At 41.2% G+C, this 25,900-nt stretch carries 27 protein-coding genes, 2 tRNA genes and 4 pseudogenes; 19 read left to right on the forward strand and 14 right to left on the reverse strand.

Annotated features, from left to right (window positions below; all coding sequences use genetic code 11):
- Positions 1-199 precede the first annotated feature (199 nt).
- The 3 genes and pseudogenes from O9334_RS07745 (at position 200) to O9334_RS07750 (ending at position 2,326) form a co-directional block, all read left to right on the forward strand.
- The gene (locus tag O9334_RS07745) at positions 200-1,363 is read left to right on the forward strand and encodes a pyridoxal phosphate-dependent aminotransferase (protein WP_045362311.1); all 1,164 of its coding nucleotides are present in this window, start codon (positions 200-202) and stop codon (positions 1,361-1,363) included.
- 29 nt (positions 1,364-1,392) lie between these two features.
- A pseudogene (locus tag O9334_RS22840) lies at positions 1,393-1,551 on the forward strand (HNH endonuclease); the annotation flags it as partial.
- 85 nt (positions 1,552-1,636) lie between these two features.
- On the forward strand, positions 1,637-2,326 hold the full coding sequence (locus O9334_RS07750) for an HNH endonuclease (RefSeq protein WP_238567899.1): 690 nt from the start codon (positions 1,637-1,639) through the stop codon (positions 2,324-2,326).
- On the opposite strand, the gene O9334_RS07755 is transcribed toward O9334_RS07750, so the two are convergent.
- The gene (locus tag O9334_RS07755) at positions 2,319-3,359 is read right to left on the reverse strand and encodes a DNA cytosine methyltransferase (RefSeq protein WP_045362308.1); all 1,041 of its coding nucleotides are present in this window, start codon (positions 3,357-3,359) and stop codon (positions 2,319-2,321) included. The genes O9334_RS07750 and O9334_RS07755 overlap by 8 nt on opposite strands.
- Before the next feature lie 299 nt (positions 3,360-3,658).
- Here O9334_RS07755 and O9334_RS07760 point away from each other — a divergent pair, with 299 nt between their 5' ends.
- The 3 genes from O9334_RS07760 (at position 3,659) to O9334_RS07770 (ending at position 5,820) form a co-directional block, all read left to right on the forward strand.
- Positions 3,659-4,696, forward strand: a complete 1,038-nt coding sequence (locus O9334_RS07760; RefSeq protein WP_287999783.1) for a fatty acid desaturase — start codon at positions 3,659-3,661, stop codon at positions 4,694-4,696.
- 392 nt (positions 4,697-5,088) lie between these two features.
- Positions 5,089-5,352 (forward strand): hypothetical protein, encoded by a 264-nt coding sequence (locus O9334_RS07765; RefSeq protein WP_045362302.1) that lies wholly within the window; start codon positions 5,089-5,091, stop codon positions 5,350-5,352.
- Positions 5,353-5,820 (forward strand): type II toxin-antitoxin system VapC family toxin, encoded by a 468-nt coding sequence (locus tag O9334_RS07770; protein ID WP_045362300.1) that lies wholly within the window; start codon positions 5,353-5,355, stop codon positions 5,818-5,820.
- Between the two features lie 110 nt (positions 5,821-5,930).
- On the opposite strand, the pseudogene O9334_RS07775 reads toward O9334_RS07770, so the two are convergent.
- From O9334_RS07775 to O9334_RS07810, 8 genes and pseudogenes are all read right to left on the reverse strand, one after another.
- A pseudogene (locus tag O9334_RS07775) lies at positions 5,931-6,035 on the reverse strand (PEP-CTERM sorting domain-containing protein); the annotation flags it as partial.
- 51 nt (positions 6,036-6,086) lie between these two features.
- Positions 6,087-6,422, reverse strand: a complete 336-nt coding sequence (locus tag O9334_RS07780; RefSeq protein ID WP_045362298.1) for a type II toxin-antitoxin system PemK/MazF family toxin — start codon at positions 6,420-6,422, stop codon at positions 6,087-6,089.
- Positions 6,423-6,677, reverse strand: coding sequence for a hypothetical protein (locus O9334_RS07785; protein WP_045362295.1), 255 nt, complete (start codon positions 6,675-6,677; stop codon positions 6,423-6,425).
- Between the two features lie 163 nt (positions 6,678-6,840).
- Complete coding sequence (locus tag O9334_RS07790; RefSeq protein ID WP_045362291.1) at positions 6,841-7,500, reverse strand: PEP-CTERM sorting domain-containing protein; 660 nt, start codon at positions 7,498-7,500, stop codon at positions 6,841-6,843.
- A gap of 278 nt (positions 7,501-7,778) precedes the next feature.
- Positions 7,779-8,006 carry a hypothetical protein gene (locus O9334_RS07795; protein WP_045362288.1) on the reverse strand — a complete coding sequence of 76 codons (228 nt, stop codon included), beginning with the start codon at positions 8,004-8,006 and terminating at the stop codon, positions 7,779-7,781.
- Positions 7,994-8,297, reverse strand: a pseudogene (locus O9334_RS07800) (hypothetical protein). Before O9334_RS07800 ends, O9334_RS07795 begins: the two are co-directional and overlap by 13 nt.
- Positions 8,298-8,417: 120 nt before the next feature.
- A tRNA-Arg gene (locus tag O9334_RS07805) sits at positions 8,418-8,490 on the reverse strand.
- A gap of 69 nt (positions 8,491-8,559) precedes the next feature.
- Complete coding sequence (locus O9334_RS07810; RefSeq protein WP_045362284.1) at positions 8,560-9,702, reverse strand: ferrochelatase; 1,143 nt, start codon at positions 9,700-9,702, stop codon at positions 8,560-8,562.
- 198 nt (positions 9,703-9,900) lie between these two features.
- Here O9334_RS07810 and O9334_RS07815 point away from each other — a divergent pair, with 198 nt between their 5' ends.
- Positions 9,901-10,659, forward strand: a complete 759-nt coding sequence (locus O9334_RS07815; protein WP_008202228.1) for an LmeA family phospholipid-binding protein — start codon at positions 9,901-9,903, stop codon at positions 10,657-10,659.
- Between the two features lie 16 nt (positions 10,660-10,675).
- Here the strand turns inward: O9334_RS07815 and yidD are convergent, their stop codons facing one another.
- The gene (gene yidD / locus O9334_RS07820; protein WP_190380128.1) at positions 10,676-10,906 is read right to left on the reverse strand and encodes a membrane protein insertion efficiency factor YidD; all 231 of its coding nucleotides are present in this window, start codon (positions 10,904-10,906) and stop codon (positions 10,676-10,678) included.
- 55 nt (positions 10,907-10,961) lie between these two features.
- On the opposite strand from yidD, the gene O9334_RS07825 reads away from it, so the two are divergent.
- The 4 genes from O9334_RS07825 (at position 10,962) to tsaB (ending at position 13,363) form a co-directional block, all read left to right on the forward strand.
- The gene (locus tag O9334_RS07825; RefSeq protein WP_287999784.1) at positions 10,962-11,648 is read left to right on the forward strand and encodes a diacylglycerol/polyprenol kinase family protein; all 687 of its coding nucleotides are present in this window, start codon (positions 10,962-10,964) and stop codon (positions 11,646-11,648) included.
- A gap of 74 nt (positions 11,649-11,722) precedes the next feature.
- Complete coding sequence (locus O9334_RS07830) at positions 11,723-12,595, forward strand: aldose epimerase family protein (RefSeq protein ID WP_190380126.1); 873 nt, start codon at positions 11,723-11,725, stop codon at positions 12,593-12,595.
- Positions 12,596-12,659: 64 nt separating this feature from the next.
- Positions 12,660-12,731 (forward strand) — tRNA-Lys (locus tag O9334_RS07835).
- A gap of 29 nt (positions 12,732-12,760) precedes the next feature.
- Positions 12,761-13,363 carry a tRNA (adenosine(37)-N6)-threonylcarbamoyltransferase complex dimerization subunit type 1 TsaB gene (gene tsaB, locus O9334_RS07840; protein ID WP_287999785.1) on the forward strand — a complete coding sequence of 201 codons (603 nt, stop codon included), beginning with the start codon at positions 12,761-12,763 and terminating at the stop codon, positions 13,361-13,363.
- A 251-nt stretch (positions 13,364-13,614) separates the two neighbouring features.
- Here the strand turns inward: tsaB and O9334_RS07845 are convergent, their stop codons facing one another.
- Positions 13,615-15,270: a choice-of-anchor I family protein gene (locus O9334_RS07845; RefSeq protein ID WP_287999786.1), complete on the reverse strand. Its 1,656-nt coding sequence runs from the start codon at positions 15,268-15,270 to the stop codon at positions 13,615-13,617.
- Between the two features lie 214 nt (positions 15,271-15,484).
- Here O9334_RS07845 and cysE point away from each other — a divergent pair, with 214 nt between their 5' ends.
- Positions 15,485-16,258, forward strand: coding sequence for a serine O-acetyltransferase (gene cysE / locus O9334_RS07850; RefSeq protein ID WP_045362264.1), 774 nt, complete (start codon positions 15,485-15,487; stop codon positions 16,256-16,258).
- Between the two features lie 238 nt (positions 16,259-16,496).
- Positions 16,497-19,370: an excinuclease ABC subunit UvrA gene (uvrA, locus tag O9334_RS07855; RefSeq protein WP_045362261.1), complete on the forward strand. Its 2,874-nt coding sequence runs from the start codon at positions 16,497-16,499 to the stop codon at positions 19,368-19,370.
- A gap of 98 nt (positions 19,371-19,468) precedes the next feature.
- Here the strand turns inward: uvrA and O9334_RS07860 are convergent, their stop codons facing one another.
- A complete protein-coding gene (locus tag O9334_RS07860; protein WP_190380124.1) occupies positions 19,469-20,245 on the reverse strand; it encodes a class I SAM-dependent methyltransferase in 777 nt (258 codons plus the stop codon).
- A 285-nt stretch (positions 20,246-20,530) separates the two neighbouring features.
- Between O9334_RS07860 and O9334_RS07865 the strand changes: the two genes are divergently transcribed.
- Positions 20,531-21,250, forward strand: a complete 720-nt coding sequence (locus O9334_RS07865) for a hypothetical protein (protein ID WP_287999787.1) — start codon at positions 20,531-20,533, stop codon at positions 21,248-21,250.
- Between the two features lie 222 nt (positions 21,251-21,472).
- Here the strand turns inward: O9334_RS07865 and O9334_RS22845 are convergent, their stop codons facing one another.
- Both O9334_RS22845 and O9334_RS07875 read right to left on the reverse strand, forming a co-directional pair.
- On the reverse strand, positions 21,473-21,727 hold the full coding sequence (locus tag O9334_RS22845) for a type II toxin-antitoxin system VapC family toxin (protein WP_312673313.1): 255 nt from the start codon (positions 21,725-21,727) through the stop codon (positions 21,473-21,475).
- On the reverse strand, positions 21,724-21,978 hold the full coding sequence (locus O9334_RS07875; protein WP_045362322.1) for a hypothetical protein: 255 nt from the start codon (positions 21,976-21,978) through the stop codon (positions 21,724-21,726). The genes O9334_RS22845 and O9334_RS07875 overlap by 4 nt, the downstream gene beginning before the upstream one ends.
- Positions 21,979-22,254: 276 nt before the next feature.
- Between O9334_RS07875 and O9334_RS07880 the strand changes: the two genes are divergently transcribed.
- From O9334_RS07880 to fabG, 5 genes and pseudogenes are all read left to right on the forward strand, one after another.
- Positions 22,255-22,551 carry a hypothetical protein gene (locus tag O9334_RS07880; RefSeq protein WP_045362253.1) on the forward strand — a complete coding sequence of 99 codons (297 nt, stop codon included), beginning with the start codon at positions 22,255-22,257 and terminating at the stop codon, positions 22,549-22,551.
- A 6-nt stretch (positions 22,552-22,557) separates the two neighbouring features.
- A pseudogene (locus tag O9334_RS07885) lies at positions 22,558-22,962 on the forward strand (type II toxin-antitoxin system VapC family toxin).
- 228 nt (positions 22,963-23,190) lie between these two features.
- On the forward strand, positions 23,191-23,676 hold the full coding sequence (locus tag O9334_RS07890) for a DUF29 domain-containing protein (protein ID WP_287999788.1): 486 nt from the start codon (positions 23,191-23,193) through the stop codon (positions 23,674-23,676).
- Positions 23,677-23,781: 105 nt separating this feature from the next.
- Positions 23,782-24,681 (forward strand): lysophospholipid acyltransferase family protein, encoded by a 900-nt coding sequence (locus O9334_RS07895; protein ID WP_287999789.1) that lies wholly within the window; start codon positions 23,782-23,784, stop codon positions 24,679-24,681.
- Positions 24,682-24,822: 141 nt separating this feature from the next.
- Positions 24,823-25,599 carry a 3-oxoacyl-[acyl-carrier-protein] reductase gene (gene fabG, locus O9334_RS07900; protein ID WP_002782849.1) on the forward strand — a complete coding sequence of 259 codons (777 nt, stop codon included), beginning with the start codon at positions 24,823-24,825 and terminating at the stop codon, positions 25,597-25,599.
- The last annotated feature ends 301 nt before the right edge of the window (positions 25,600-25,900 follow it).

Here is a 25,900-nt window from a genome sequence, read left to right on the forward strand (position 1 = left end):
CCTCACCCCCCACCCCACACCCCATCACCCCACACCCCACACCCCACACCCCACTTCCCCACTTCCCCATCACCCCACACCCATCCCTAAGCGCCGCAATTCCGGAGATTATATAAAAAAACACCCAGAACAATCGAGGTGATGGACAATACTAAAGGTTGTGTAGGTCATCAGAAAAGCCCTTTCAGGGTAAAATACTATGAAACTAGCGTCACGAGTCAATCAAGTCACCCCCTCCCTTACCCTAGCTATCGACTCTCTGGCCAAGGAAATGAAGAAAAACGGCGAAGATGTCTGTAGTTTTAGCGCCGGGGAGCCAGATTTCGACACACCCACTCACATCAGAGCTGCCGCGAAAAAGGCCCTCGATGAGGGAAAAACTCGCTACGGACCGGCTGCCGGGGAAGCGGGGTTAAGAAAAGCCATCGCCGAGAAATTGCTGCGGGATAATCAACTAGCATACAATGCCGATAATGTCATCGTCACCAATGGCGGTAAACAGTCTCTCTACAATCTAATCATGGCGTTAATTGAAGCGGGGGACGAAGTGATTATTCCCGCACCCTACTGGTTGAGTTATCCTGAAATGGTGACGTTAGCGGGAGGAACATCGGTTATCGTCAATACTAGCCTAGAGAATCAGTATAAAATCACCCCCGAACAGCTAGAAGCGGCAATTACACCGAAAACTAAATTATTTGTTCTCAATTCTCCCTCTAATCCCACCGGCATTGTCTATACTCCCGAAGAAATCGCAGCTTTAGCAAAAATTGTGGTTGAAAAGGATATTTTAGTGGTTTCTGATGAAATTTACGAGAAAATCCTCTATGATGGCGCAATTCACCGCAGTATCGCTTCTTTTGGCCCAGAAATCTTTCAGCGCAGTATTATTAGTAATGGTTTTGCTAAAGCTTTCTCGATGACGGGGTGGCGCGTCGGTTATGTGGCAGCACCGGTGGAAATTGTCAAAGCTATGACTAAGATCCAAGGTCATAGTACCTCTAATGTCTGCACTTTTGCCCAATACGGTGCGATCGCTGCTTTGGAGAGTCCCCAAGATTGCATCGAGGAAATGGTCAAAGCTTTTAGCCAGCGCCGACAGTATATTTTAGAACGAGTGCGAGCAATCCCCGAACTCAATTGTCCTACTCCCAACGGTGCTTTTTATTTGTTTATCGATATTAGTCAAACTGGTTTAAAATCCCGGTATTTTTGTCAGAAACTTCTCGAAACCCAAAAAGTAGCCGCTATCCCCGGTATTGCTTTCGGTGCCGATGATTGTATTCGTCTTTCCTATGCTACAGACCTAAAGACAATTGAAAAAGGATTCGATCGCATTGATAAGTTTATCGGCACTTTGTAGGATGATTACTGTATCTGTTAGGGTGAATTTTGTTCGCCCTTTTTTTGGGTTTTAACAGCCAATTATCTGTAATTTCTAGAGGTATTAAGATGAGTGGGATCAAGTTAGAAGATATTAGGGAAATTACCAAGAATACTCAAGGAAAAGGATATTTAATTATCTTTAATGATAACAGAGTAATTATTTTATAGCGTTTTTCAGTCTGCTGAGGTACAAAAGTTATGGGTTTTAGGCAAAAGGCAAGAGGCAAAAGTCAAAAGGGAAGAAAAATATGTGTACCTCACTAGCTTAGGAAACGCTATATATAAAAAAAGAACTATTGCTGCTTTGCTAACTCTGATTAGGTATGGAGAAGGTTGTGAGAGCGATCTAACTAATGCGACCAATAATTTGCAAGAGATAAAAACTATACTCAAGGGTAAAATTCCTGAAAATTTAATTCAAGATTCCTATGCTGATGCTAATAAACCCTTTAGCGAACTTTGGAATGAAGAGGGATTTAATTTTATTTCTGATCCTCCAGGACAAAAAAGATTAGGCAGTCAAAAATATATTTTAGATAGTTCCGATCATCAACGACTTTTTACCACTACTAAACCACCGATTAGAACACCTCCCTCATCCCTAATTCAGAGAAATATCTTAGAACAACAAAAAAATAAATGTAATTTTTGTGGCTCAATTCTTAAAAAGAAAGAAAATATCAATCAAAATACCTATGCTAGGGATCGAGTGCGTTTAGTTTGGGATCATCGGATTCCCGTAGAAAAAGGTGGAAATAGTGCCGATGACAATTTTCAAGCTCTCTGCTTCTATTGTAATAAATGCAAATGGCAAATCTGTAATCTTTGTAACTATGCTCCTGATAAATGTTCAGAATGTGTCTTAGCTTTTCCTGAAGTAACTAAGATTATTTTCCCCAGTCAAGAAAATATTGAAGACCGGCTAAATCGAGCTAATTGAGTGATTTAGTAATATTTATACCAATATGTTTAATGACTGGGGGACAGACAGCGTTAGAAAGTTGTTTAATAGCAGCGGTGCGAGAAACAGGAAAATAATAATCATCGGGAAATCCCATTAATCTTTTTATTTCTAAGAGACTTAAATGTCTTCTTTCCTTGCTATACACTGGAATCATGGCACCACCACCGCTAACACTAACCGCAAAAGTAGGAAAGGGTTTTTGGATAGAAATTGCTCGGATGCCACTAGATCTCATTTGATAAATACAATTATCATAATCTACATTAACACTTGCCCTTTCAATACTTATTCTTGTTTTTGGCAGTTGAAAAGATAATTGTTCGGCAGTAATTCTGCCAGCATAATAATCAATATACTGCTGCCATTTTTCCGATATGGGAATTGAATAATCTCCCGGAACAATAATTTTTTCAATACCCACTTCTGCATGGCAAGGTTGGGGAAATTGAAAGTTTTTAATTCCTAAATCCTTGCGGAAAGCCAATAAAAAAAAGCGAGGTCTTGATTGAGGAATTTGGAAATATTTACTATCGATAACTGCATAAAAAGCCAGATAATTTATTTCTTTTAACTGGATTAATATATCTTTTAATATCTGCCCTTGATTTAAGCGCACGATATTACTAACATTTTCAAGAAAGATAACTTTAGGCTTTTTTTCATGGCAAATTCTCAGAATTTCCTGAATGGCTAGTCCGCGACTGTCTTGCCAACCTTTTTGTTGTCCTGCTCTGGAAAATGGCTGACAGGGAAATCCTCCACAAAAAACCTCAAAATCGGGAAGTAAGCTAGGAATTAAAGCTTCAACATCTTGCGGTTTTATGGATTCATGAAAATTGTGATTGTAGGTTTTCACACAATCTGGGTTATTTTCGTTGCTAAAAACACATTGCCAACCGATTTGTTCAAGACCGAGACGAAAGCCACCAATTCCCGCATAAAAATCGGCAAAAGTCAAGCAACTATGGGTAAAATTTTTGTTAGCTGGACGAATCGGTAACTGGTTCATAATGTTGATTGAATAACCGAGAGTCTTATCTATTTTCTCAGATATTTTTGTACTAAATGCCCAAGGGGACAGATGGACAGACAGGGGGAGAATGTGATTGACTTTCCCTAGGGGCTTTTGTTAAGTTACATTAAGCCCTAGAATAAAATCCTAGGGAGTTAGACGAAATTCTCTCGATCGCTCGGTCTTATCTGCTCCTAGCTGAGACAGAGAAAAGATAGCGCATCGAGAAACAGAAAACTTGAGCTACTCAAGCCTTCGTCAATACTGCTCTGTCATCTATCTTGAGTTATAACCTAGTGTCCCAAACCCTACCTAAACCCTCCCTAAAAAGAGAATTTTTGCCATTTACCCTACAGGATGTCCGTCTAGCTATCCCGGCCCGTTGCTTCCAATCAAGCGTTTTTCGCTCTTTAGCTTACTTTTTTTTTGATATTGGCATCATTACCCTGCTTTACTGGATAACTTACCAGATTAATCAAGCTTGGTTCTTCCCCCTTTTTTGGTTTATGCAGGGAACCATGTTTTGGGCCTTATTTGTTGTCGGTCATGATTGCGGTCACGGTTCCTTTTCCCGTTATCGTTGGTTAAATAACTTAATCGGTCATCTCAGTCATACTCCCATTCTCGTACCTTTCCACGGTTGGCGCATCAGTCATCGCACCCATCACGCTAATACCGGCAATATCGACACCGATGAAAGTTGGTATCCCGTCACGGAAACCCAGTATAACAATATGGCTTGGTACGAAAAATTAGCTCGTTTTCAGCTAATTTTATTCGTTTACCCCCTCTATCTTTTCCGTCGTTCCCCTAATAAACAGGGGTCCCATTTTATGCCCGAAAGCCCCCTCTTTCGCCCCTCGGAACGCTGGCAGGTACTGACTAGCACCGTTTGCTGTACCTTTATGTTAGGTCTATTAATCGGGGTGGGTATCAGCTACGGCTTTTGGTTTCTGTTTAACTACTACATCATGCCCTATATCGTCTTTGTGGTTTGGTTAGACCTGGTGACATTCCTACACCACACCGAAGATGATATTCCCTGGTATCGCGGTCAAGATTGGTACTTTCTCAAAGGGGCGCTTTCTACTATCGATCGCGATTATGGCATCTTTAATCCCATCCATCACCAAATTGGTACTCACGTCGCCCATCACATTTTTATCACTATTCCCCACTATCATCTCCAAGAAGCAACCGAGGCTATCCGTCCCGTCTTAGGAGACTATTATCGCGTCTCGAAAGAACCGATTTTCAAGTCTCTCTGGCGGTCCTACCGCAATTGTCATTTTGTCAGTGACCAAGGCAGTAAGGTTTTTTACCGCAAAAACTAATCCTATCTTAGTTATGAGGGGGAAACGGCAGAAAAATCCCCCTCCTCCTCTCACACCGAGAATAGTTGCCAAAACTAGCGGTAAAGTCTTTGTCTTTATTTGATTCATTGGCAAGGAATTAAGCTGATGCAGTGAAATTGAACGACTTACAAAGGGAATGACATTGGCAGAATTGGCCAAGAATCAAACAAATATCCAAGCGGTTCTCTAGGATTTGATCATTTTGCTTTTCAACAGCTACTGACAAGAGGATATTAAGCGCCTAGAATCTAAAAATTTACGATCAAGCAGGTCTAAAGAGTGAATTTTTATGATACTGTCTATTGTACTAGCTCAATTATAACTTTGCTATAAAAGATTAATTACTCAGACAGCAAAAAAAGTGGCAGATTATGACACAGGCAATCCTTACTCAAATCTTGAATCAGCTTGAGACTCTTGAGCTAAAAGAACTTCAGCTGCTTAATCAGAAGATTCAACAGTATCTTATGGATAAAGAAGAAGCTGACAAACAAGCGGTATTTCACCAATCTCTTCTTGATGCTGGATTAGTCAAGCAGATTAAGCGTCCTTCATCTCAACCGATAACTGAGCGACGATTGATTGAAATCGAGGGAAAACCTATTTCAGAAACGATTATTGAGGAACGCCGTTAAATGGCACTTTATTTCTTAGATAGTAGTGCCTTGGTCAAGCGTTATATCAGCGAAACCGGTTCAGCATGGGTATTGGAATTATTTACTGATGCTTTAAATAATGAAATATTTATTGCCGCAATCGCCAAGGTAGAAATTGTGGCTGCTATTACGCGAAGATCCCGCACTGGAAGTATTAGCGTTACGGATGCAACGGCAATAGTTCATCAGTTGAGAAAGGACTCGCTTAAAGATTATCAAGTCATTGAAATTACCGAAAGTATAATTAATTCAGGAATGGTATTAGCGGAAACTTATGGTTTAAGAGGTTATGACGCAATCCAGTTAGCAGTAGGTTGTGCTGTTAATACACTTTGCCTAGCTAGTGGTTTACCTTCTATCACTTTTGTCTCGGCAGATAATGAATTGAATGTCGCTGTGATCAGTGAGGGATTGCTGATGGAAAATCCTAATAATCATCCGTCTTAAGTAAGCGATAAGCTGTGAACTCTGAAATTTTTAGAGTTTAAAAAGGGGGAAAAAATAGTCCCCTTCAAGGGAGTAAATGAAGGGGCATTTATTGTATTTTAGTGGGCAATTTAGCCTACTTTTGTGGTTTCTTTTTCCGTGGATTGGGAGGGTTTTAGTTTACGCTTCAGGGTTGAAGCTGCGCCGAGTGTACTGACTACCAGGAGACTTAAAGTTCAAGTTTTCCAGAAAGAAAATTAAACTAATTAAACATTCATATTAGTGTTTTATGTTAAATCTAATGTGTATCGCATAGCATCTTCCAATTGCTGTAAATAACTAGAAGAAAGTGTCCCCAACTGTCTCTGAAGTCGTTGTCTATCAATAACAACAATTTGATAACATAAGGCTACTGATTCCTGATTTAAGCCTCCTTGTCCTGCGGGAATAACCATTGTTCCAGGGATTTGTGCGCGACGTAAATTACTGGTTAATGGAATTACAACAACAGTGCTAGTGAAGCGATCAATATTGTTATGTTGGACAATAATAACAGGTCGAATACCAGCTTGTTCTGAACCACGACTCGGATTCAAATCAGCTAGATAAATATCGCCTCGCATTTATTCCTTATCCTCTTGTTCAAGGTGAGATAAATAATCGGGTAAAATACTTTCTGAAAAGCTAATATCCTCTTGAGCAAATTCATTTTGTAACGATTGTGCTTCTGCATCTGAAATATTGTCCCATTTCTGAAAACGTGAATTTCTTTGTAAGGATTTGACAAATTCAAGGACTTTTTGCTGTTTTTCTAGCGGTAAAGTCTTAATACTTTGCAAAATCTGGTCTTGAAGATTATTAATATGGGTGACAGACATTTCAACTTTTACTATATTTACACTAGGCTGACTATTTTACCACAAAAAACGCTCTTGTTGTCAATTAGTTAGCAACAATTAAATAATAGACAATAAACAATACACAAAAAATACCCCCTCAACTGACTAAATGAAGGGGCATTTATGGTATTTTAGAAGCAATTTAGCCTACTTTTGTGGTTTCTTTTTCGGTGGATTGGGAGGGTTTTAGTTTGCGCTTCAGGGTTGAAACTGCGCCAAGTGTACCGAGTGCGAGGAGGCTGAGGGTTGAGGTGGGTTCGGGAACTGCAACCAAATAAACGAATTTATTAGCTTTACATTTAAATAAAACATCAGTCACAGGAGCATTTATCCAACTTACTCCATCATCTCCCTTAAAGGCACCACCACTTAAATTAAGAACATTATCTAGTCCAAGAAACCAACCTTCAGAGGATATTCCAGGCTGTGGAAAAGGTGGAGAATTATCAGTTATACCAAACAAGTTAATAAATTGCTCCGCATCACTGTCTGTAAGGTTACTAAATAATCTTGTGACTTCTGTATAAGTTGCTAGACGAAACCCAGGATAAATATTGCTAGGAATATCTTCAACAGATTTATTGACAATTTCTTCAATGTTTATACTTAAGGATTGATCGAGTCTCAACCATTTTAAATTTTGATCTGAGTCAATAACTGTATTATTTGAACCAGGGTATAATTGATTAATCGTAGCTGCGTGAACCATAGTAAAAGTTTTATTACCTACGATTCCACTAAGGGCAATTCCTATTATCACAGCCACTTTTCTGACTTTTTGAAGTGTGGTTTTATGTTTCATTTGGCAGTTGCTCTCTATCTATTGCCTTTATTGCGATCGCTCCCCCTCGCAGCTAGGTCAAGCAACAGCTTAACCCAACACCAATGGCGGACAATAAAACCATACACACTCCCCCCCCACAACTGTATTACAAGCTACAATTTAATAAATCTTTACATTCCTCTCCCTAGCAGCGATTCATCTGGGACAATAGCGACATCTCCTCCTTCCGCCTGGAAACGCCTCCTCAACGCCCAGATGAGTTTGGAGTTACAGCACAACTTGAATAACGACCAATATCAACCGACGGGATTCAACTGACCCAATTCGACGCTCACCGCATCAAAGCGATTGTCCCCGGGACGATAGGAGAGAATTTCCAAGCCAATCGGCTCGCCACTGGTGGAATCCTTAATCAAAATCACCCCATCCCCCAGTTCAGTACAAATCTGCTCCTTTCTGGGTTGCTGCCAGAAGACAGTCAGTAATTCCGTTTCCGGTTCATAGAAAACTTTTACTTGAGCCATAGCATTTCCCCTTCTTTAATCCCATCGGTTTGGTAGGCAGTAATCAAAAACCCATCCCCATTTAAACGCCGAGCCACTGCCACAACCCAACGTTTTTCCTGTCGCTGGCGATCTTATTAGCAGCACCCCAGCATCGCGGCTACTGCGGCGAATTTCATCCGGTGAAGCTAGGGCAAGGGTCACTAATTCCTCCAAGTCCTCAAGGTCAGGATGTTTGCCCATTAGCCTCTGCCAATAACCTTCTGAAGTTCTAACTGTAAATCCCAACGGGGTAACAATTTCAAATTTCATTCCTCTAAGCAGAATTCACGCCACCTCAAGTTCAATGCAAGACCAGAAGCTCATCAGAGCAACTCGACTTGCAATTGGCGGTCTACCACATCCGCCTATCCGCTCCCTAGTCGGCAATAACGGGTACGGTAGGGATCGAACCTACAACCGTCCGCTTAGAAGGCGGATGCTCTATCCATTGAGCTACGTACCCAAGAAAGCACAATTATAGATCATACTTCCAAACGTGACAAGTGGTAGGACTGATTTTCGCCGTCCAAGCCTAATGATGATGGTGATGTCCGTGGTGGTGATGATGGTGATCGGAATGAATGTGAGGAATTGTTACAGAACTATTGACAGATAAAGCCTCTTGTGATATCAAAGCTTCGATATGTTCCCGGGCCCAATCGGCAGCCATCTGGCAAAATTCGGGGTTATCGTTGACACAGGCCATCTGCACATAATTAACTTGGTCGTGTTTGCGGCGTAAAGCTTCGATAATATGCTCCACATCCAGTAAAGTTTCGTGATTTTCCGTAGCAAAGCCAATCGGCATGAAAATTAAGGCTTTTGCCCCCAATTCAATCAAATTCTTCGCCGCTAACTCTGCATTCGGTTGCGTCCATTTAATTAAGGGGGTTTGGTGATTTAACCAACCCACAGAAATCAAGGGATAACGATAGATTAATTTTTCCCGGACCAACTCGTATAAAGCTTGACTTTCATCGATTCCTGACGTAAATCCCTTAGCTTCGTGGGGACAACCGTGATTCATCAAAATAATGCCAATTTGCGAGGGAAGACAGCTACTAGCTACCTCGGCAGCGATTTTTTCCTCCACTAACCGCGCCATTAAATCTATATAAGCGGGTTGGTTATAAAACGAGGGAATATAGCGCAATCCTTTGACCCAATGTTCCCCCGTTTGTCCTTGAGCTAAAGCTTTGTTAACTTGTTCGATCGCAATGCCACTGGTAAAGATAGAATCAACAACGAGGAGAGGATAGATCAAAATTTTCTCGAATCCCCGATCGCGGATTTCCGTTAATACTTGTGCCGGTAAAAAAGGCGCGCAGAAGTTAAACGCTTTGAATACCTCCACCCGATTACCCCATTTTGCCTGTAAATTGCGCTCGATTTCCTGTCTTTGATGCTCGAAAATGTGGTTATGGGGCGAAATAAAGTGATTATGCTGGTGCTGCCATTCGTGTAGGTCAAATATGGCCAATAATTTCGCTAGGGGAGGATAAACCCAAGTCGGTACAGGAGCGAACTTAGCCGTCAGCAGATTTAAGGCCTGTTCATTATAGTTGGCAAAGTCCTCGTAACTCTCCACTTCCCCGTATCCCATCAATAATACCGCCACTCGATCGCTGTGGTTGTGGGTAGCGGCTAACTGTTGTTGATCTGAAATGGCAACCACGTTTTTAACCCCGATTTTCTAAGTGAAAAACGCTATATCACTGGGATAGTAGCACTTTTCTATCCTATCCCCTAGCACGGGATAGACCGCTAAAAATTTATAACCTCTACAGAATCATACAGATTGCTTATCATCCTCATTAATAAAACGATATGTAAAGAAACTTTAAATAATGTTAAGATCGTTGCAGTCCCACCTATGAGAGATATGACAGCAGGCGTGTTTGGTAGCTTACCTTTTCCCAATCAGAGCGGCGATCAACTCATCAGTAAAGTGGTGAGTGCTGCGATCGCTGCATTATTCAAACGCACAGGCAAGCTGACAGCGACTGTCCGCGCCGAACCCGTAGCCAAATTACTGCAAGGCAGTATCGACGGTTTTGACTTTATCGGTCAGTCGATGCTGATGTACAATGGCCTACGCATCGAAGCCATGGAATTGTATGTGCAAGCGGTGGCGATCGATTTTAGTGCCATTTTTACCGGACAGGTGAAACTCCGTCAACCGACGCGAGCCACTTTGCGGGTAGTTTTAACGGAAGAAGACTTAACCACCTCTTTTAATACACCTTTTATTGTCGAAAAACTGCAAAGATTAGAGTACGAAGGTAAATCAATTCACTGTCAGAACACGGAATTAATTCTCAATGACGATAAAACTTTAACTCTGAAAAGTCTAATTAAATTGGGAGAAGAAGAACCAATTCTTCTAGAAATGACCACTGCTGTGGTTGTGGAAGAACGGCGAAAAATTCAATTTGTCGAGGTGGTTTACCAAGGCGACGAAAGATCGAAAGCTTTAGGAGAAGCTTTAATCAGCCATGTTAACAACCTTATGGATTTAGATAAATTTGCTCTCGATGGTACTCAATTAAGAGTCGATCGACTACGTTTAAAAGATAAACAGATCATCTTTTATGGTATCGCCGATATCGAGCGTTTTCCCCAAAGAAAATAGGCAGGGTTTTTGGCTTTTAATCGTGCTTGTGGTGACAGGGAGGCACAGGATCGTAACCTCCGGGGTGAAAAGGATGACAACGGAGAATACGCTTAATTGCCAACCAAGAACCGCGCACCACACCAAAGCGCTCGATCGCTTCTATGGCATACTGGGAACAGGTGGGTTGAAAACGACAGGAAGGGGGAAAGAGCGGCGAAATAAACCGTCGATATCCCTTAATTAAACCAATAAAAATTCCTTTCATCAATGTCACCTCGATCGCCTAAACTAAATAGATAGTCAATTTTCGCTTTTGCCACGTGGAACTATCCCACTCTCTCCTATTTTCGATCGGTTTAGTCGCCTGTTACCTAGTTGTTCTGATTCTGATCGCTGAAAAATTAAAAAGGGTTTTCAGTGCCAATGGCGAAATTACCCGCAAAGTTGTCCACATTGGCACGGGAAACGTTATCCTTTTTGCCTGGTGGTTAAATATCCCCGCTTCGGTGGGAATAAGTGCGGCGATCATAGCGGCAGCTATCGCTATCCTATCCTATTTTTTACCCATTTTACCCAGTCTTAATAGTGTCGGTCGCCGCAGTTGGGGAACTTTTTTTTATGCTGTGAGTATCGGTGTTCTCGTGGCTTGTTTTTGGCCAATTTCTCACCCCGAATATGCGGCAATGGGTATTTTAATTATGGCTTTGGGAGACGGATTAGCGGCCCTAGTCGGACAAAATTTTGGTCAACATCCCTACAAAATTTTCGGCAGTGGCAAAAGTCTGGAAGGTTCCCTGACTATGTTAGCAATCAGTTTTTTAGTCAGCTTGATTATTTTATCTTTTATTAATGGCATGAATCCGCCAATTGTTTTAGTATCTTTATTGACAGCGATCGGAGCTACTATTCTAGAAACTTTCTCGAAACTAGGTATAGATAATCTCACTGTACCGGTTGGTAGTGCCGCCATTGCCTATTTTCTTACCCAAATTTTCATCTCAACCTAGGCTATCTCAACTTTCAAACTACCGAAGACCGATGATATTCACTGGTAACTGATAACTGATAACTGATAACTGAAATGACTTTTACGATCACTCAAAACCAAAATCAATATCTTACCTATTGTCTCAAGGATGAAGAAGCTGATGCTTATCTGGAAGTGGTTCCCGCTAGGGGAGGAATCATCACCCGTTGGCAAATTTGCGGAGAAGATATTTTATATCTGGACACAGAAAGATTCAAAGATCCTAACCTCAGTGTGCGAGGAGGAGTCCCGATTTTATTCCCTATCTGCGGCAACTTACCCGATAATACCTATCAACACCAAGGCCGAAACTATACCCTGAAACAACACGGATTTGCTCGTGATTTACCCTGGGAAGTCAGCAAACAAAGCACCGAAACCGCCGCTAGTTTAACCCTAGAATTAAACAGTAATGAAGCCACTCGTCAAGTCTATCCCTTTGATTTTCAATTAATCTTTACCTATCAACTGCAAGGAAACAGCCTCAAAATTCACCAAAAAGTAATTAATCTTTCCCCCGAAAAAATGCCCTTTTCTATCGGGTTCCATCCCTACTTTCAAGTCACCGATAAAACCCGATTATCCTTTGATATTCCCTCCTCCCAATACCTCGACCAACGAACGAAAACCCTCCATTCCTACTCTGGCAACTTTGACTTTAATCTCGAAGAAATTGATGCTGCTTTTCCGCAAATTACTCGCCATCAAAGTAGTTTTAGCGATTCCTATCATCAGCGTCAAATTATCCTCAGTTACGACGATCTCTATACGACTCTAGTTTTTTGGACCCTGAAAGACAAAAATTATATCTGTCTCGAACCTTGGAGCGCCCCCCGCAACGCCCTCAACACAGGCGAACAATTGACCTACTTAGAACCCCAGAGTAGCCGCGAGGCGATCGTGGAAATGCGAGTCAATCAAATTTAAATTTCCCCTTGACTTAGCCTCGATAAGATGTTATATTGATAAATCGTGTGCAGAACACGGAAAAGGGTCGCTAGCTCAGCGGTAGAGCACTCGGCTTTTAACCGATTGGTCTTGGGTTCGAATCCCAGGCGACCCATAAAAACTTACTAATACAGAAAGATTGACTTGTCTTCCCCTGTTTACGGATTAGCCTTGCATACCAGCAGTCCCCAACTAGGACTAGCCATCTCTAATTTCAGCGATGATAGTCGTCAACAAACTTGGGACTTAGACAGGGATTTATCGAACCTATTCCACCCCTATCTAAAACAGTTCCTAGCCCCGCAAAAATGGGCTGATTTAGCCTTTCTAGCCACCGCTAAGGGGCCGGGTAGCTTTACCAGTACCCGCATCGGTATAGTCACCGCTAGAACCCTAGCACAACAATTACAGCTACCGATTTTTACCGTCTCCAGTTTAGCGGCCTTGGCTTGGTCACAACGGGATTTTTACCCCGTCGATACCTATCTAGCCCTAGAAATGCCCGCCACTAGGGGACAATTGTATGTGGGTATCTATCGGGGTAATCGGGTTTATTTAGCTGATAGCCTGATGACTTTGGAACAATGGCAGCAGACTTTAGAAAACTTAACTATTCCCTATCAAAGATTAGCCACACCCAGTTGTTTAGGCATAAATGCCCCCGATATCCTCGATTTAGCCTATTTGGATTGGCAAACGGGAAAACGCCCCCATTGGTCGGAGGCGCTACCATTTTACGGGATGTGATTAGGGTTTGCTGAAAAAGTTTCTCGTGGGGGCAGGGTGTGGCCCCCCCAACCCCCCCGACATCGGGGGGGTGGGGTGTGGGGTGTAGGGTGTAGGGTTTTACCCATTTTCAGGGGGTCAATTACCTAATTTTCGGGGAAAAAGTCCCGGAATTTTCCCCCTGATCACTCCCATGCCTGGCACTTTTGGATTTCAAAAAGGTCTCAAAGTCTTACCCAACAAGGTTTTTAGATTTATTCAGCCAACCCTAATTAGCAATTCCCTCTTTTTTTCAAACTATAACCAGCTAGTCCGAGGGTTACTAATCCTAAAACTGCGCTAGGTTCTGGGACAGGTTTGACGGAATAAATCGCCACATTACGACTCACTTCATTGGCAACAATTAACAGGGGAGTACCATTAGGACTATCGGCAGCGGGAATAAATAATAATCCTTCGGGAGAGATATCGCCTAATTGCCAATCGTTGATATAATTAGTGAACAAAGGATTACTAGGGTTGGTGATATCATAAACCATGAAACCGCCAGCCCTTTCTATTCCCACAAAACTATAGAGACGATTACCCACAGTTCCCACTGCTAAACCTTCCGGTTCCGGCCCGCGGTTATCGCTACGACTATCGAAGCTGCTAGGAGTACCATCGGAATTAAAAATACTAGCAGTTAGGGGAGTTGCCGAAAAAGCCGCTAAAATTTGTTCAAAATCATCGCCACTATCGAAGACTTGGGACAGTCCATTAGTGACATTCCAAATCGAAAAAGAACGACCACCATAGGCAAAAAGTTGGCTATATTGACCTTGGGCGTTAAGTCCGTCGATGGTGGAAACATCTAAACGGCCGAGATTTTGGGTTAATTTCAAGTTGGCCGCATTAGGGAAAGCATTGGGGTCTAAAGTTAGAGTAGAAACTCGTCTAGCCTCATCTCTAGTATCACCTTCATTGGCAGTAATTAAATAGGTTTGTCCGGCGATGGTAACGGTGGCAATCGTATCCGGCTGATATAAGCCAAAAACCGGCCAATTATTAATTCTCACTGCTGGGGAATTAGCCGCTCCTCCAAATACTACCCCATCTCGATCGCTAGGATCCAAACCATTACCCGGTGCGTTAAAATTTTTGGCTCCTAGGGGTACAATACTGGTGACTTGAGCTTTAACAACATCGACTACGGCAACAGCATTATTTTCCTGTAGAGACACCCATGCAGTGGTTCCATCGTCGGAAACGGTGATGTATTCTGGTTCCACATCTTGGGCGACGGTTTTACCCGGAAAAATTCGCACTCCCGCTTGCTGGAGACTATCGATCTGACTATTAAAACTATCAAAAGTAGCGGTGTTGACCGTGGGATTGAGAATACCAGCACTAAGGTCAATAATACTAATCGAACCATCGGGATCGATCGCCCCTCTCGCTTCCCCTTCGTTAGCGACCAAAACCCGATTACCGTCAGGAGTAAAGGTTAACATATCTGGTAAAGCGCCCACAGTAACCTGACTCTGAAAGATACCATTAGTATTGAAAAAGACCACACTGCCGTTATTGGTAATCGGACTAGCTTCCATGGCCAGGGCCACGATACCATTTTTGATGGCAACGCTGTTAACCCCCGCACCGTAGGGACTAAGATCGATCGAGGGTAAGGGAATTGGACTAGCGGGATTGCTGATATCGGCAATATCTAGACGATTATTGGGACCGATTACGAATAATTTGCGACTAGCGGGGTCATAAGCGGGAATTTCTGCCCCGAAGTTATTAGCAGCATTTGTACTATTGCCAAGACTGCTCAATCGGGTGATATTTAAAGCTGAGGCCGATTCGGTAACAATATTGATACTGCCAGCAATTGACAGCAAGGTTAATAAAAATTTCCAATGGTGACGATAGATAGGATGAATCATATTTTTAGCTGAAACCCTGCAAAAAAAGGCTAAACAATCGCATTTTTTCAGCCCCAAGTTAAAGGAAGATTAAACAAGAGGGAAATTAAGGATATCTTCAAAATTTGGCCAAGAACAGTAAAAGCGATCTAGGAAAACAGCTTACTCGAGCGCTTTTTAGTTGAACGGCTCATTTACCGGAGTGATAACATGGTTTAGTATAAGCTCGATCAATATGGAATCAAGACTCGTGTTATCTACTCTCCTAGCCGATTTCAAGATCATTTTTGAACGTGACCCCGCTGCCCGCAACTGGTTAGAGGTACTGTTTTGTTATCCCGGATTACAGGCTTTACTGTGCCATCGCTTCGCCCATTGGCTATATCAGATCGGGATTCCTTTTATTCCCCGTTTAATTTCCCATCTTGCCCGTTTTCTGACTGGTATCGAAATTCACCCCGGCGCCCAAATAGGTCAGGGTGTTTTTATCGACCATGGCATGGGAGTTGTCATCGGAGAAACCGCCATTATCGGTGATTATGCCCTCATCTATCAGGGAGTTACTTTAGGAGGGACGGGGAAAGAAAGCGGTAAACGTCATCCGACTCTAGGGGAAAATGTGGTCGTCGGCGCTGGGGCCAAGGTTTTAGGTAATATTTATCTGGGTAATAACGTTCGCGTCGGTGCTGGTTCTGTGGTCCTGCGCGATATTCCCGCTGATTGTACCGTTGTTGGTGTACCCGGTCGTTTAATCTATCGCGCCGGGACGCGGGTGGAACCTCTCGAACACGGTGATTTACCCGACTCGGAAGCGGTGGCTATTCGCGCTTTGGTGGACCGCATTGAACAACTGGAAAAACAAGTGTACGAATTGCGGCTAGAACGGTCAAAAGAACCTGATTATCGAATTAATTGCCCAGTTTTAGCCCATTTAGAAGAAGAAGCGAGTCATAGCTGTTGTCCTGGGGCCGATCGAGATATGCGCGAGTTTCTCGAACGAGCGGTTTAACCCCGATAATCTTCTGATATGATAGAAGACTGGTTTTCTAAGTAAGTGGTTTTAATTAAATAGAAGATAGATTTTGCCTTCGCTCCCCCCCCTTCCCCCCTTGATAAGGGGGGTGCCGATCCCCCCTTAATCCCCCCTTAATAAGGGGGGTGTCTGACAATTTTTAACACCTACCTACTTAGTAGCTGAAACCCATTCGTCAAAGCTATGATTGTTTAGGACTACTTAGCACCGTCCGATGGCTCAAACTGACTCAATCCGTATCCGTGGCGCCCGACAACACAATCTCAAAAATGTTGATCTCGAATTACCCCGCAATCAGTTGATTGTTTTTACGGGAGTTTCGGGATCGGGCAAATCTTCCCTCGCTTTCGACACTATTTTTGCCGAGGGACAGCGCCGCTATGTGGAGTCCCTCAGCGCCTATGCGCGCCAATTTTTAGGACAATTAGATAAACCCGATGTGGATGCGATCGAGGGTTTAAGTCCGGCTATTTCCATCGACCAAAAATCCACTTCCCACAATCCCCGTTCTAGTGTGGGAACTGTAACGGAAATTTACGATTACTTGCGTTTATTGTTCGGTCGTGCCGGTGAACCCCATTGTCCCCATTGCGATCGCAATATTGCCCCCCAAACCATCGATCAAATGTGCGATCGAGTGATGGAATTAGCCGATAAAACCCGATTTCAAATCTTAGCCCCAGTAATTCGCGGCAAAAAAGGCACTCATAAGCAATTAATCTCTAGTTTAGCCTCCCAAGGCTTTGCCCGGGTGCGGATTGACGGCAAGGTAGTAGAATTATCCGAGGGCATCGAGTTAGATAAAAAACATCTTCATGATATTGAAATTGTTATTGATCGCCTGATCAAAAAAGAGGGTTTACAGGAAAGATTAGTGGATTCTTTAACCACTTGTTTAAAGCATTCCGATGGTGTAGCGATTGTGGAAATTCTCGATGAGAATAACGAAGATAATCCCGAAGTTACCAAAGAAATTGTCTTTTCCGAGAAATTTGCCTGTCCCGAACACGGGGCAGTTATGGAAGAATTATCCCCCCGTTTATTCTCTTTTAATTCTCCCTATGGTGCTTGTCCCAACTGTCACGGATTGGGCAGTTTACGGAAATTTTCGGCAGATTTAGTCATTCCCGACCCGAAACAACCGGTATATTCTGCTATTGCCCCCTGGTCAGATAAGGATAATTCCTACTATCTTTCTCTCCTCTACGGTTTAGGGCAAGCTTTAGGTTTTGAAATTCAAACCCCTTGGCAGAAACTAACAAAAACCCAGCAAGATATCATTCTCTATGGGAGTAAAGAACCGATCTATTTTGAAGATGATTACCGTTACGATAATGGTCGCGGTTACTATCGAGAATTTGCGGGAGTTATCAATATCTTAGATAGGAATTATCAAGAAACCACCTCGGAAGTTATTAAACAAAGACTAGAGAAATATATTGTTAACCAAACCTGCGAAGTTTGTCACGGAAAAAGATTAAAACCGGAAGCTTTATCGGTACGTTTAGGACAATATACGATCACGGATTTTACCGGAGTTCCCATTCGGGATTGTTTGCAGAGAATTAATGATTGTCATTTAACCCCAAGACAGGCATTAATTGGGGAATTAGCCCTCAAAGAAATCAAAGCGAGACTACAATTTTTAATCGATGTGGGATTAGATTATCTTACCCTCGATCGACCAGCGATGACTTTATCCGGGGGAGAATCCCAACGAATTCGATTAGCCACTCAAATCGGTTCGGGATTAACGGGAGTATTATACGTTCTCGATGAACCTAGCATCGGATTACACCAAAGAGATAATAGTAAACTGTTAGAAACCCTGCAAAGATTGCGAGATTTAGGTAATACTTTAATTGTTGTCGAACACGATGAAGAAACGATTCGGGCAGCTGATTATTTGGTCGATATCGGTCCGAAAGCGGGGATTCATGGCGGAGAAATCATCTGTCAAGGCAGTTTTAAAAGTCTTTTAAAGTCGAAAAAATCGATAACAGGGGCCTACCTATCGGGACGCAAAGTTATTGAAACCCCCCCCCAAAGAAGGTATGGGAATGGTAATGCTTTAGTCTTAAAAAATTGCCATCAAAATAACCTAAGAAATATTGATGTAACGATTCCTTTAGGAAAATTAGTCTCGATTACGGGAGTATCTGGTTCGGGCAAATCCACCCTAATTAATGAGTTATTATATCCAGCTTTACAACATCATTTAACCCGTTTAACTCCCTTCCCCAAAGAGTTAGATAAAGTGGAAGGATTGGACGCGGTTGATAAAGTAATTGTCATTGACCAATCACCGATAGGACGCACTCCTCGGTCAAATCCTGCCACCTATACGGGGGTTTTTGACATTATTCGCGAGATTTTCACCGAAACCATCGAAGCAAAAGCTAGAGGTTACAAAGCGGGGCAGTTTTCTTTTAATGTTAAAGGAGGACGCTGTGAAGCTTGCCTAGGCCAAGGGGTAAACGTCATCGAGATGAATTTTCTCCCCGATGTCTATGTGCAGTGTGATGTGTGTAAAGGGGCGCGTTATAATCGGGAAACCCTACAGGTTAAGTATAAAGGTTATTCGATCGCCGATGTCTTAGATATGACGATCGAGGAAGCATTAAAAGTCTTTGAAAATGTCCCCCGGGCCACCACCAGATTACAAACTCTTGTGGATGTGGGTTTAGGATACTGTAAACTCGGTCAAAGCGCCCCCACTTTATCCGGTGGGGAAGCGCAAAGGGTGAAATTAGCAGCCGAATTATCCCGACGGGCCACGGGAAAAACTCTATATTTGATCGATGAACCGACTACGGGATTATCTTTTTATGATGTGCATCATCTCTTAGATGTGTTACAAAGATTGGTCGATAAAGGTAATTCGATTATCGTCATCGAACATAATCTCGACGTGATTCGCTGTAGCGATTGGATTATTGATTTGGGACCAGAAGGAGGGGACAAGGGAGGAGAATTAATCGCGGTGGGAACACCGGAAACCGTGGCTAAATGTGAAAGATCCTACACCGGTCATTATCTTGCCCAAGCATTACTTCAATATCCCCCAAAAAAGCAGGATAATAAGTAATGGGACAAAATTAACTTCTTGGTTAGGATAGGCAAGAGGCAACAGGCAAGAGGCAAGAGGTAGTTAGATATGTATAATTAATTGTGTCTAGCTACTTATTAGGGAAGAACACAGAGATAATAAAGCCAATGATCAAGATTAGTATTTAACTCTTGTTCGCTCTTAATTTCCTGACCGGTTTTCCAAGAATAAATTTTAATCTCTTGAAAGTAAGACCTTAACTGTCTTAATTGTTCTTTGGGGGTGGCGTAATAATTTTGCAGACGAAAATTATGGGGTTCATCCCGAATAATTGCATAGTCAGCAGTCAATAACTGTTGGTAGCTAAGAGAGGGATTACAGGCCCGCAAAATCGCCCAGATGACTAAATTGACATAGCTACTAAAAGGATTCAAACTAATCTTTTTTTTCCAATCGAATTCTGGGATAATTCCCTGAAGATTATGGCTAGAAAAACAAAAATAACCACCCGCTTTACCGATGCGGCTAATTTCCTCTAAAACTAGGAAACGGTCAGCAGGGGAAATATAATCAATGCCATTAAAACTAAAGAGAATAAAATCAAAATAATTGTCGGCAAATTGTTCTAGATTTCTAGCATCGGCCACTTGCCAGACTAAATGGGGGAATTTTTGACGACAAGCGGCGATCATTTCCGCAGAATAATCAACACCGATATATTCTCCCACAAGAGGGGCAAAATACTTCGTAGTCCGTCCCGCACCTACCCCTAAATCAAGCATTTTCATGGTTGATAAACGCTCTTGCAGCAGGGTTAAAATTGTCTTTTCTGCTGGCTGTAGTGCGGTTAATTGGGCATAATAACCGACAATACTAGGGTCTCTATAGGTTTGCTGATTTTTATCCTTAATCATTCTTGATCGCTCTTTCCTACTGCCATCTTTAAGAAAATATTTAGACTATCATAAGATGCGCTTAAATTATCCAATTGGCATCAATGGAGATTTTTAGTTCTTTTGTCTTATCTACAAGGATAGCATTTTCCAAAAGTGATAAAAGAAATGTAAAGTTATTTTATAGTAGTTGTCTTTGGTGTCTGTCTGTGTTACAATTACCACAACCAGTCATTATTAACACTTAGATAAAAAACTTCAAATATTATCTTAATCAATAGGAAAAAACATTTGTCTTGAGATGATATGAACAAAACTATTTTGAGCAATGCAATATTTATGACGTTTTTTTTATCGACGGTTAGTCATGGATATACTCAGAATGAGGCTTCTTTTCCTATTCGAGCTTTGGAAGGAGATAATTGTAATCGAGTAGTTGAATTGATCTATCAATCAGAAAAATTAGCATCAAATGACTCTAGCACAAAAGTTTATTTTGAAGGGTTTTTAAGAAGAATAGGAAAAGATGAAGATCAAACAGATGGAGAATTTTGTGAACCAGCAACGGACAGGGAAACTCTATCTATTAAGATTGTTATTGAAAATAATAATGAAATCAAAAAGATTGAATTAGGTTCAGAAAAATCTCCTAGCTATAGGATATTCACACCCATATCTTTCGATATAAAAAATAATTATATTTTAGCTCGATACTATTTAGCTAATAACTGGGGTTCAGTAGATACTGGATATTTCACATACGATCTAAAATCCGATAAATTATCTTATATAGAAGCTTGTCAAGAAGAAGATTGGGTCGAATATAGAGGCTTTATTTCTTCATTAGAAATTGCTTTTAAGTGTTCTTCTTACGGTCAAGATCCAACAGAAACATCATTTATTTATGATATTTTTAATTCTAGCAATGGTCAAGTTTATCGAGTCAGAGAAAGAATCAGAATCAAACACGAAAGATTTGGTGAAATTGTTGATGAAATGTCAATCATCAAAAGGCAGGTTTTTTAATTAAATAGATCCTGCTAATACTGTATCAAAAATTATAGCTAGTTTAACGCTATTTTACGTTATTTTATAGTATTAGCCATAATTAAATCTCCCAGTCTTCATATTTTAAACCATCTATACGACTGAATTCACGGATATTATGAGTGATTAAAATTAACTCATTAGCCATAGCAAGAGCTGCAATTTGTAAATCATAACCACCGATAGGAATACCTAATTGATTTAATTGAGAACGAATTCTTCCATTGCAGAATTTTGGTCAAAAGGTAAAATACTAAATTGATTACAGAAACGCTCTAGCTTTGCTAAATTTTGCTCTTTTCTACTGCTTTTGTAAGCCCCATAATATAATTCTAATTGTACCACAGTAGATAAATAAATCTCGTCTGGCTGATGTTTTGCTAACTCATGAGTAACAGCCAAACTACTATTATTAAGTAGCTTAATACAAACATTTGTATCTAACAGATAAGTCATAGTAGTTGTTCTCTTTCCTCATAATCTGGCTGTTTTTCTCTTACTAATAATTCACCTTCCCAACCGCCAATTACTTCTTCAAAAAAGCCTTCTTGCCATTGGCTAAATGTAGTTTTTTCTTCTTGTTCTTTTAGAGATATTGGCTGATAAACTAAGGTAACTTCTAAATCTGTGTTTTTAAGTTCAGGCGGTAAAGATATTTGTAATGTTCCATCTTCTCCTACATGGGTTTTAAAACTAATTGTTTTCATGGTTTCGGCTAAGGTTACTACTATCATAAGGATAGTGTGATATGTCCTCGTCTGACAAGGTGCGTCCCTTGGGGTCTTTTAACCATAAAGACATCTTCACCCCAAAGAGGTTGGACATGGTAGAAATCACCATCGGATGAGAATGGTGATACATCCCACTCAAGACACCGTTACGGGGATCTATTCGAGATCGAACTCACGATGTTGCATAACCACGAGAAACTTGATATATTGGCAGTTGATAAATATTATTGAAAATTTACTGGCGGCATAAATATGTTATCAACTGATGTCAGACAAAAATCGATGATTAAGAGAATTGAGCAAGTTGTTTCTATTTTAATGGAAGATCGTCCTTTCTTTAAAGAGGAGCTTAATTATTCAGAAATAGTGAAACATTTGGTTGAATTATTTGAAAAAAATTTACCTTTTGAGGAATTTAACACTATGTCAGAGGCAGAATTGAAAGAGCATTGTAGCTTTATTATGTCCACAGAAATCCTGTCAAAAATTGGCGGCGATTTTACTCCTGAACAAATGGCTATTTTCGATGAAGCAATTAAGCGTAAATAGGTAATTATGAGTTATTTGTTAGATACTAATATCGTTTCTTTGATTATTAAGCGTGATCTTAAAGTTTATCAAAAAATTGAAGATGTCAAAGCTCAAAGAAAAAGTATTTTTATCAGTTGCATTACTTATTTTGAAATTAAGAGGGGATTGTTGGCAGTTGCTGCACCTAAACAAAGAGAAAGATTTAACAAACTTTCTCAGGATTATCAAATTATTTTATTAGATGATTTAGCTATTTTATAAAAAGCAGCCGAAATTCATGCTGATCTTAGATTAAGAGGATTACCCATACAAACAGAAGATATTTTAATTGCTGCTACTGCTATAGTTAAAAGTTTAATTGTTGTTTCTAATGACGGTGATTTATTGAGGGTTGAAGGATTAAGTTTAGAGAATTGGGTAGAGTTATAAATTAAACCCAATCTTTAAGTCATCCGACATATTTTAATAGCTTGAGTCAGTAAAGACGTGCGTTACACTACGTTAACGCACCCTACAAAATTGGCTATGCACTAATGATACTATGAACGAGAATTGGCGGGACGGTGATTTTTCCCGTGTCACTATCAAAATTAGGAGAAAGTGGCATAATATATATATGAGGGTGCTTATTTCCTATTAAAAACCGCCAACAACCCAATGAAAACTTTAAATCAGAATCCCTGGCAAGTAGAGGGAGGAGAAACCCTGCCTCTACTTTACGAAATTGATCAACATCTTTGGTTAGAGGAAACAATAAAACTCCTCCAGGAAAATCGCTTAGATGAATTAGATGTAATCCATTTAATTGAGGAATTAGAAAGCTTGAGTAAAAGAGATAAAAACCGAGTCAGTAGCTTACTTGAACAAGTGATCAGGCATTTATTACTTTTACAATATTGGACAACAGAAGCAGAAATAAATCGGAATCATTGGCGAGCGGAAATTATCAGTTTTCGCACGCAATTAAGAAAATGTTTAACGACGAATTTACAGAATTATTTGGCTGAGGAATTACCGATAATCTATCAGGATGCTTTCGATTATGTTCAACAAAAAACTGGTTTTTCTGGCGATTTTCCCTCAGAATGTCCTTACAGTTTAGAGCAATTATTAGATAAAAATTGGTTCAACTGTGAAGATTAGACATTAAAAATGATAGAATTATCGAGGAAAGCCGTTCTAAAACGATGGGTTTTTTAAGCGAAATTTGCGATAATAAGATGCGCTCAAATTATCCCCTTGGCATCAATGCAGATTTTTAGCTCTTTTGTCTCATCTACGGCCACTTTTGCCGAATTATCCCTACAAGCAGCCAAGGCCCCTGTTGATACCCTCACGGGTTGGTCATTAGAGGATCGCGATCCGCAGGTGATCGAAAAATTTGTCCCCCTTCTGGATTGGTTTTATCACCATTATTTTCGCGTCAAAACCGATGGTTGGGAGAATATTCCCCCCTCAGGACAAGTATTATTCATCGGCTCCCATAACGGCGGTTTAGCGGCTCCCGATATGTTTATGATGATGTATGATTGGTTTCAACGCTTTGGCAGCGATCGCTTAGTCTATGGTTTGATGGATTCGCGAGTCTGGCGAGTTTTTCCATCCCAAGCGCATCTAGTGGCCCAAATGGGGGCCATTCATGCTCATCCGAAAATGGCGATCGCCGCTTTGAATAGTGGTGCTAGTGTACTAATTTATCCTGGAGGTGCTACGGATGTTTTCCGTCCCCACAGTTTAAGAAATAAAATTCATTTTGCCGGTAATCAAGCTTTTGTTAAACTAGCTTTACAGTACGAAGTGCCGATTATTCCCGCCATTTCCCACGGCGCTCACTCGACCCTGTTTGTCCTCGAAGATATTTATCCTCAATTAAAAGAATTGCATAAACAGGGTATGCCTTGGCCTTTCGGTATTGACCCCGGAACCTGTCCCATCTATTTCGGTTTACCCTGGGGATTAGCTATCGGTCCCTTGCCGAATATTCCCTTACCCGTATCGATACAGACGCGGGTTTGTCCCCCAATTATTTTTGAACGTTACGGCAAAAAAGCGGCCCGGGACCGCCGTTATGTACGCGAATGTTATGAGAAAGTCTGTTATTTGATGCAGCAACAACTCGATCAATTAGTGGCGGCCAATTCTCCCTGATACTATACAGGAAAGTCGGGACAAAGCGATCGCACTTGAGGATGGCTGCGGTCAGATTAACCCGCTTGTGAGATAATGAAGTGTTTTGAGCAAAGTTATCAGTACAGAGTTTTCTCTTGAGATTTGACGATTATTTGGGGAATGCAGAAAATTATGAAACTATTACCCGCAGAATGCCAGCATTTACAAGACAAAGTAGCCATAGTAACTGGGGCCTCGCGAGGGATCGGTAAAGCGATCGCCTTGGAATTAGCCAGCCAGGGTGCTACTGTAGTGGTGAACTATGCTAAATCTAGCAGTGCTGCCGATGCCGTTGTCGAAGAAATTACCGCGGCCGGGGGAAAGGCAATAGCACTACAAGCAGATGTGGCTAAAAGCGAAGAAGTGGATAATTTAGTGGACAGTACCAAGGAAAAATTCGGTCATATTGATGTCTTAGTTAATAATGCCGGTATTACCCGGGATACCCTGATGTTAAGAATGAAATTAGAAGACTGGCAAGCGGTCATCGATCTCAATTTAACCGGAGTTTTTCTCTGCACTCGCGCCGTCAGTAAATTGATGTTAAAACAGAAAAGCGGCCGCATAATTAACATCACTTCTGTATCCGGTTTGATGGGTAATCCGGGTCAATCTAATTACAGCGCCGCTAAAGCTGGTGTTATCGGTTTAACGAAAACTTTAGCCAAAGAATTTGCCAGTCGAGGCATCACTGTTAATGCCGTGGCCCCCGGCTTTATTGAAACCGATATGACTCATGACCTCAAAGCAGATGAAATTCTCAAATATATTCCCCTCTCCCGTTATGGAAAACCGGAAGAAGTCGCTGGAATGGTGCGTTTTTTAGCCGCCGATCCCGCCGCTATTTATATCACTGGTCAAGTCTTTAACGTCGATGGTGGTATGGTTATGGCTTAATTCAGTTATCAGTGATCAGTTATCAGTGATTAGTTATCAGTTATCAGTTATCAGTTATCAGTTATCAGTTATCAGTTATCAGTGATTAGTTATCAGATTAAAGTTTTAAGTTTGGCTCTTCGGTTTGTGTTATGCAATGGACGGGGGTTATAAGGGATGGAACCCTTATAGAGAAAGGCATTTAGCGATTTTTGTCAATTGTTTTTGCTCTAGAGCGAACTAATCAATTAAGTCTCTTGCCAGATAAGGATTTAGTCGATTTATGCCCCCCTATCGAACCATACCAAGTAACGAAGAACCT

The sequence above is a fragment of the Microcystis sp. LE19-8.1F genome (assembly GCF_027531715.1).
GTDB lineage: Bacteria > Cyanobacteriota > Cyanobacteriia > Cyanobacteriales > Microcystaceae > Microcystis > Microcystis wesenbergii_A.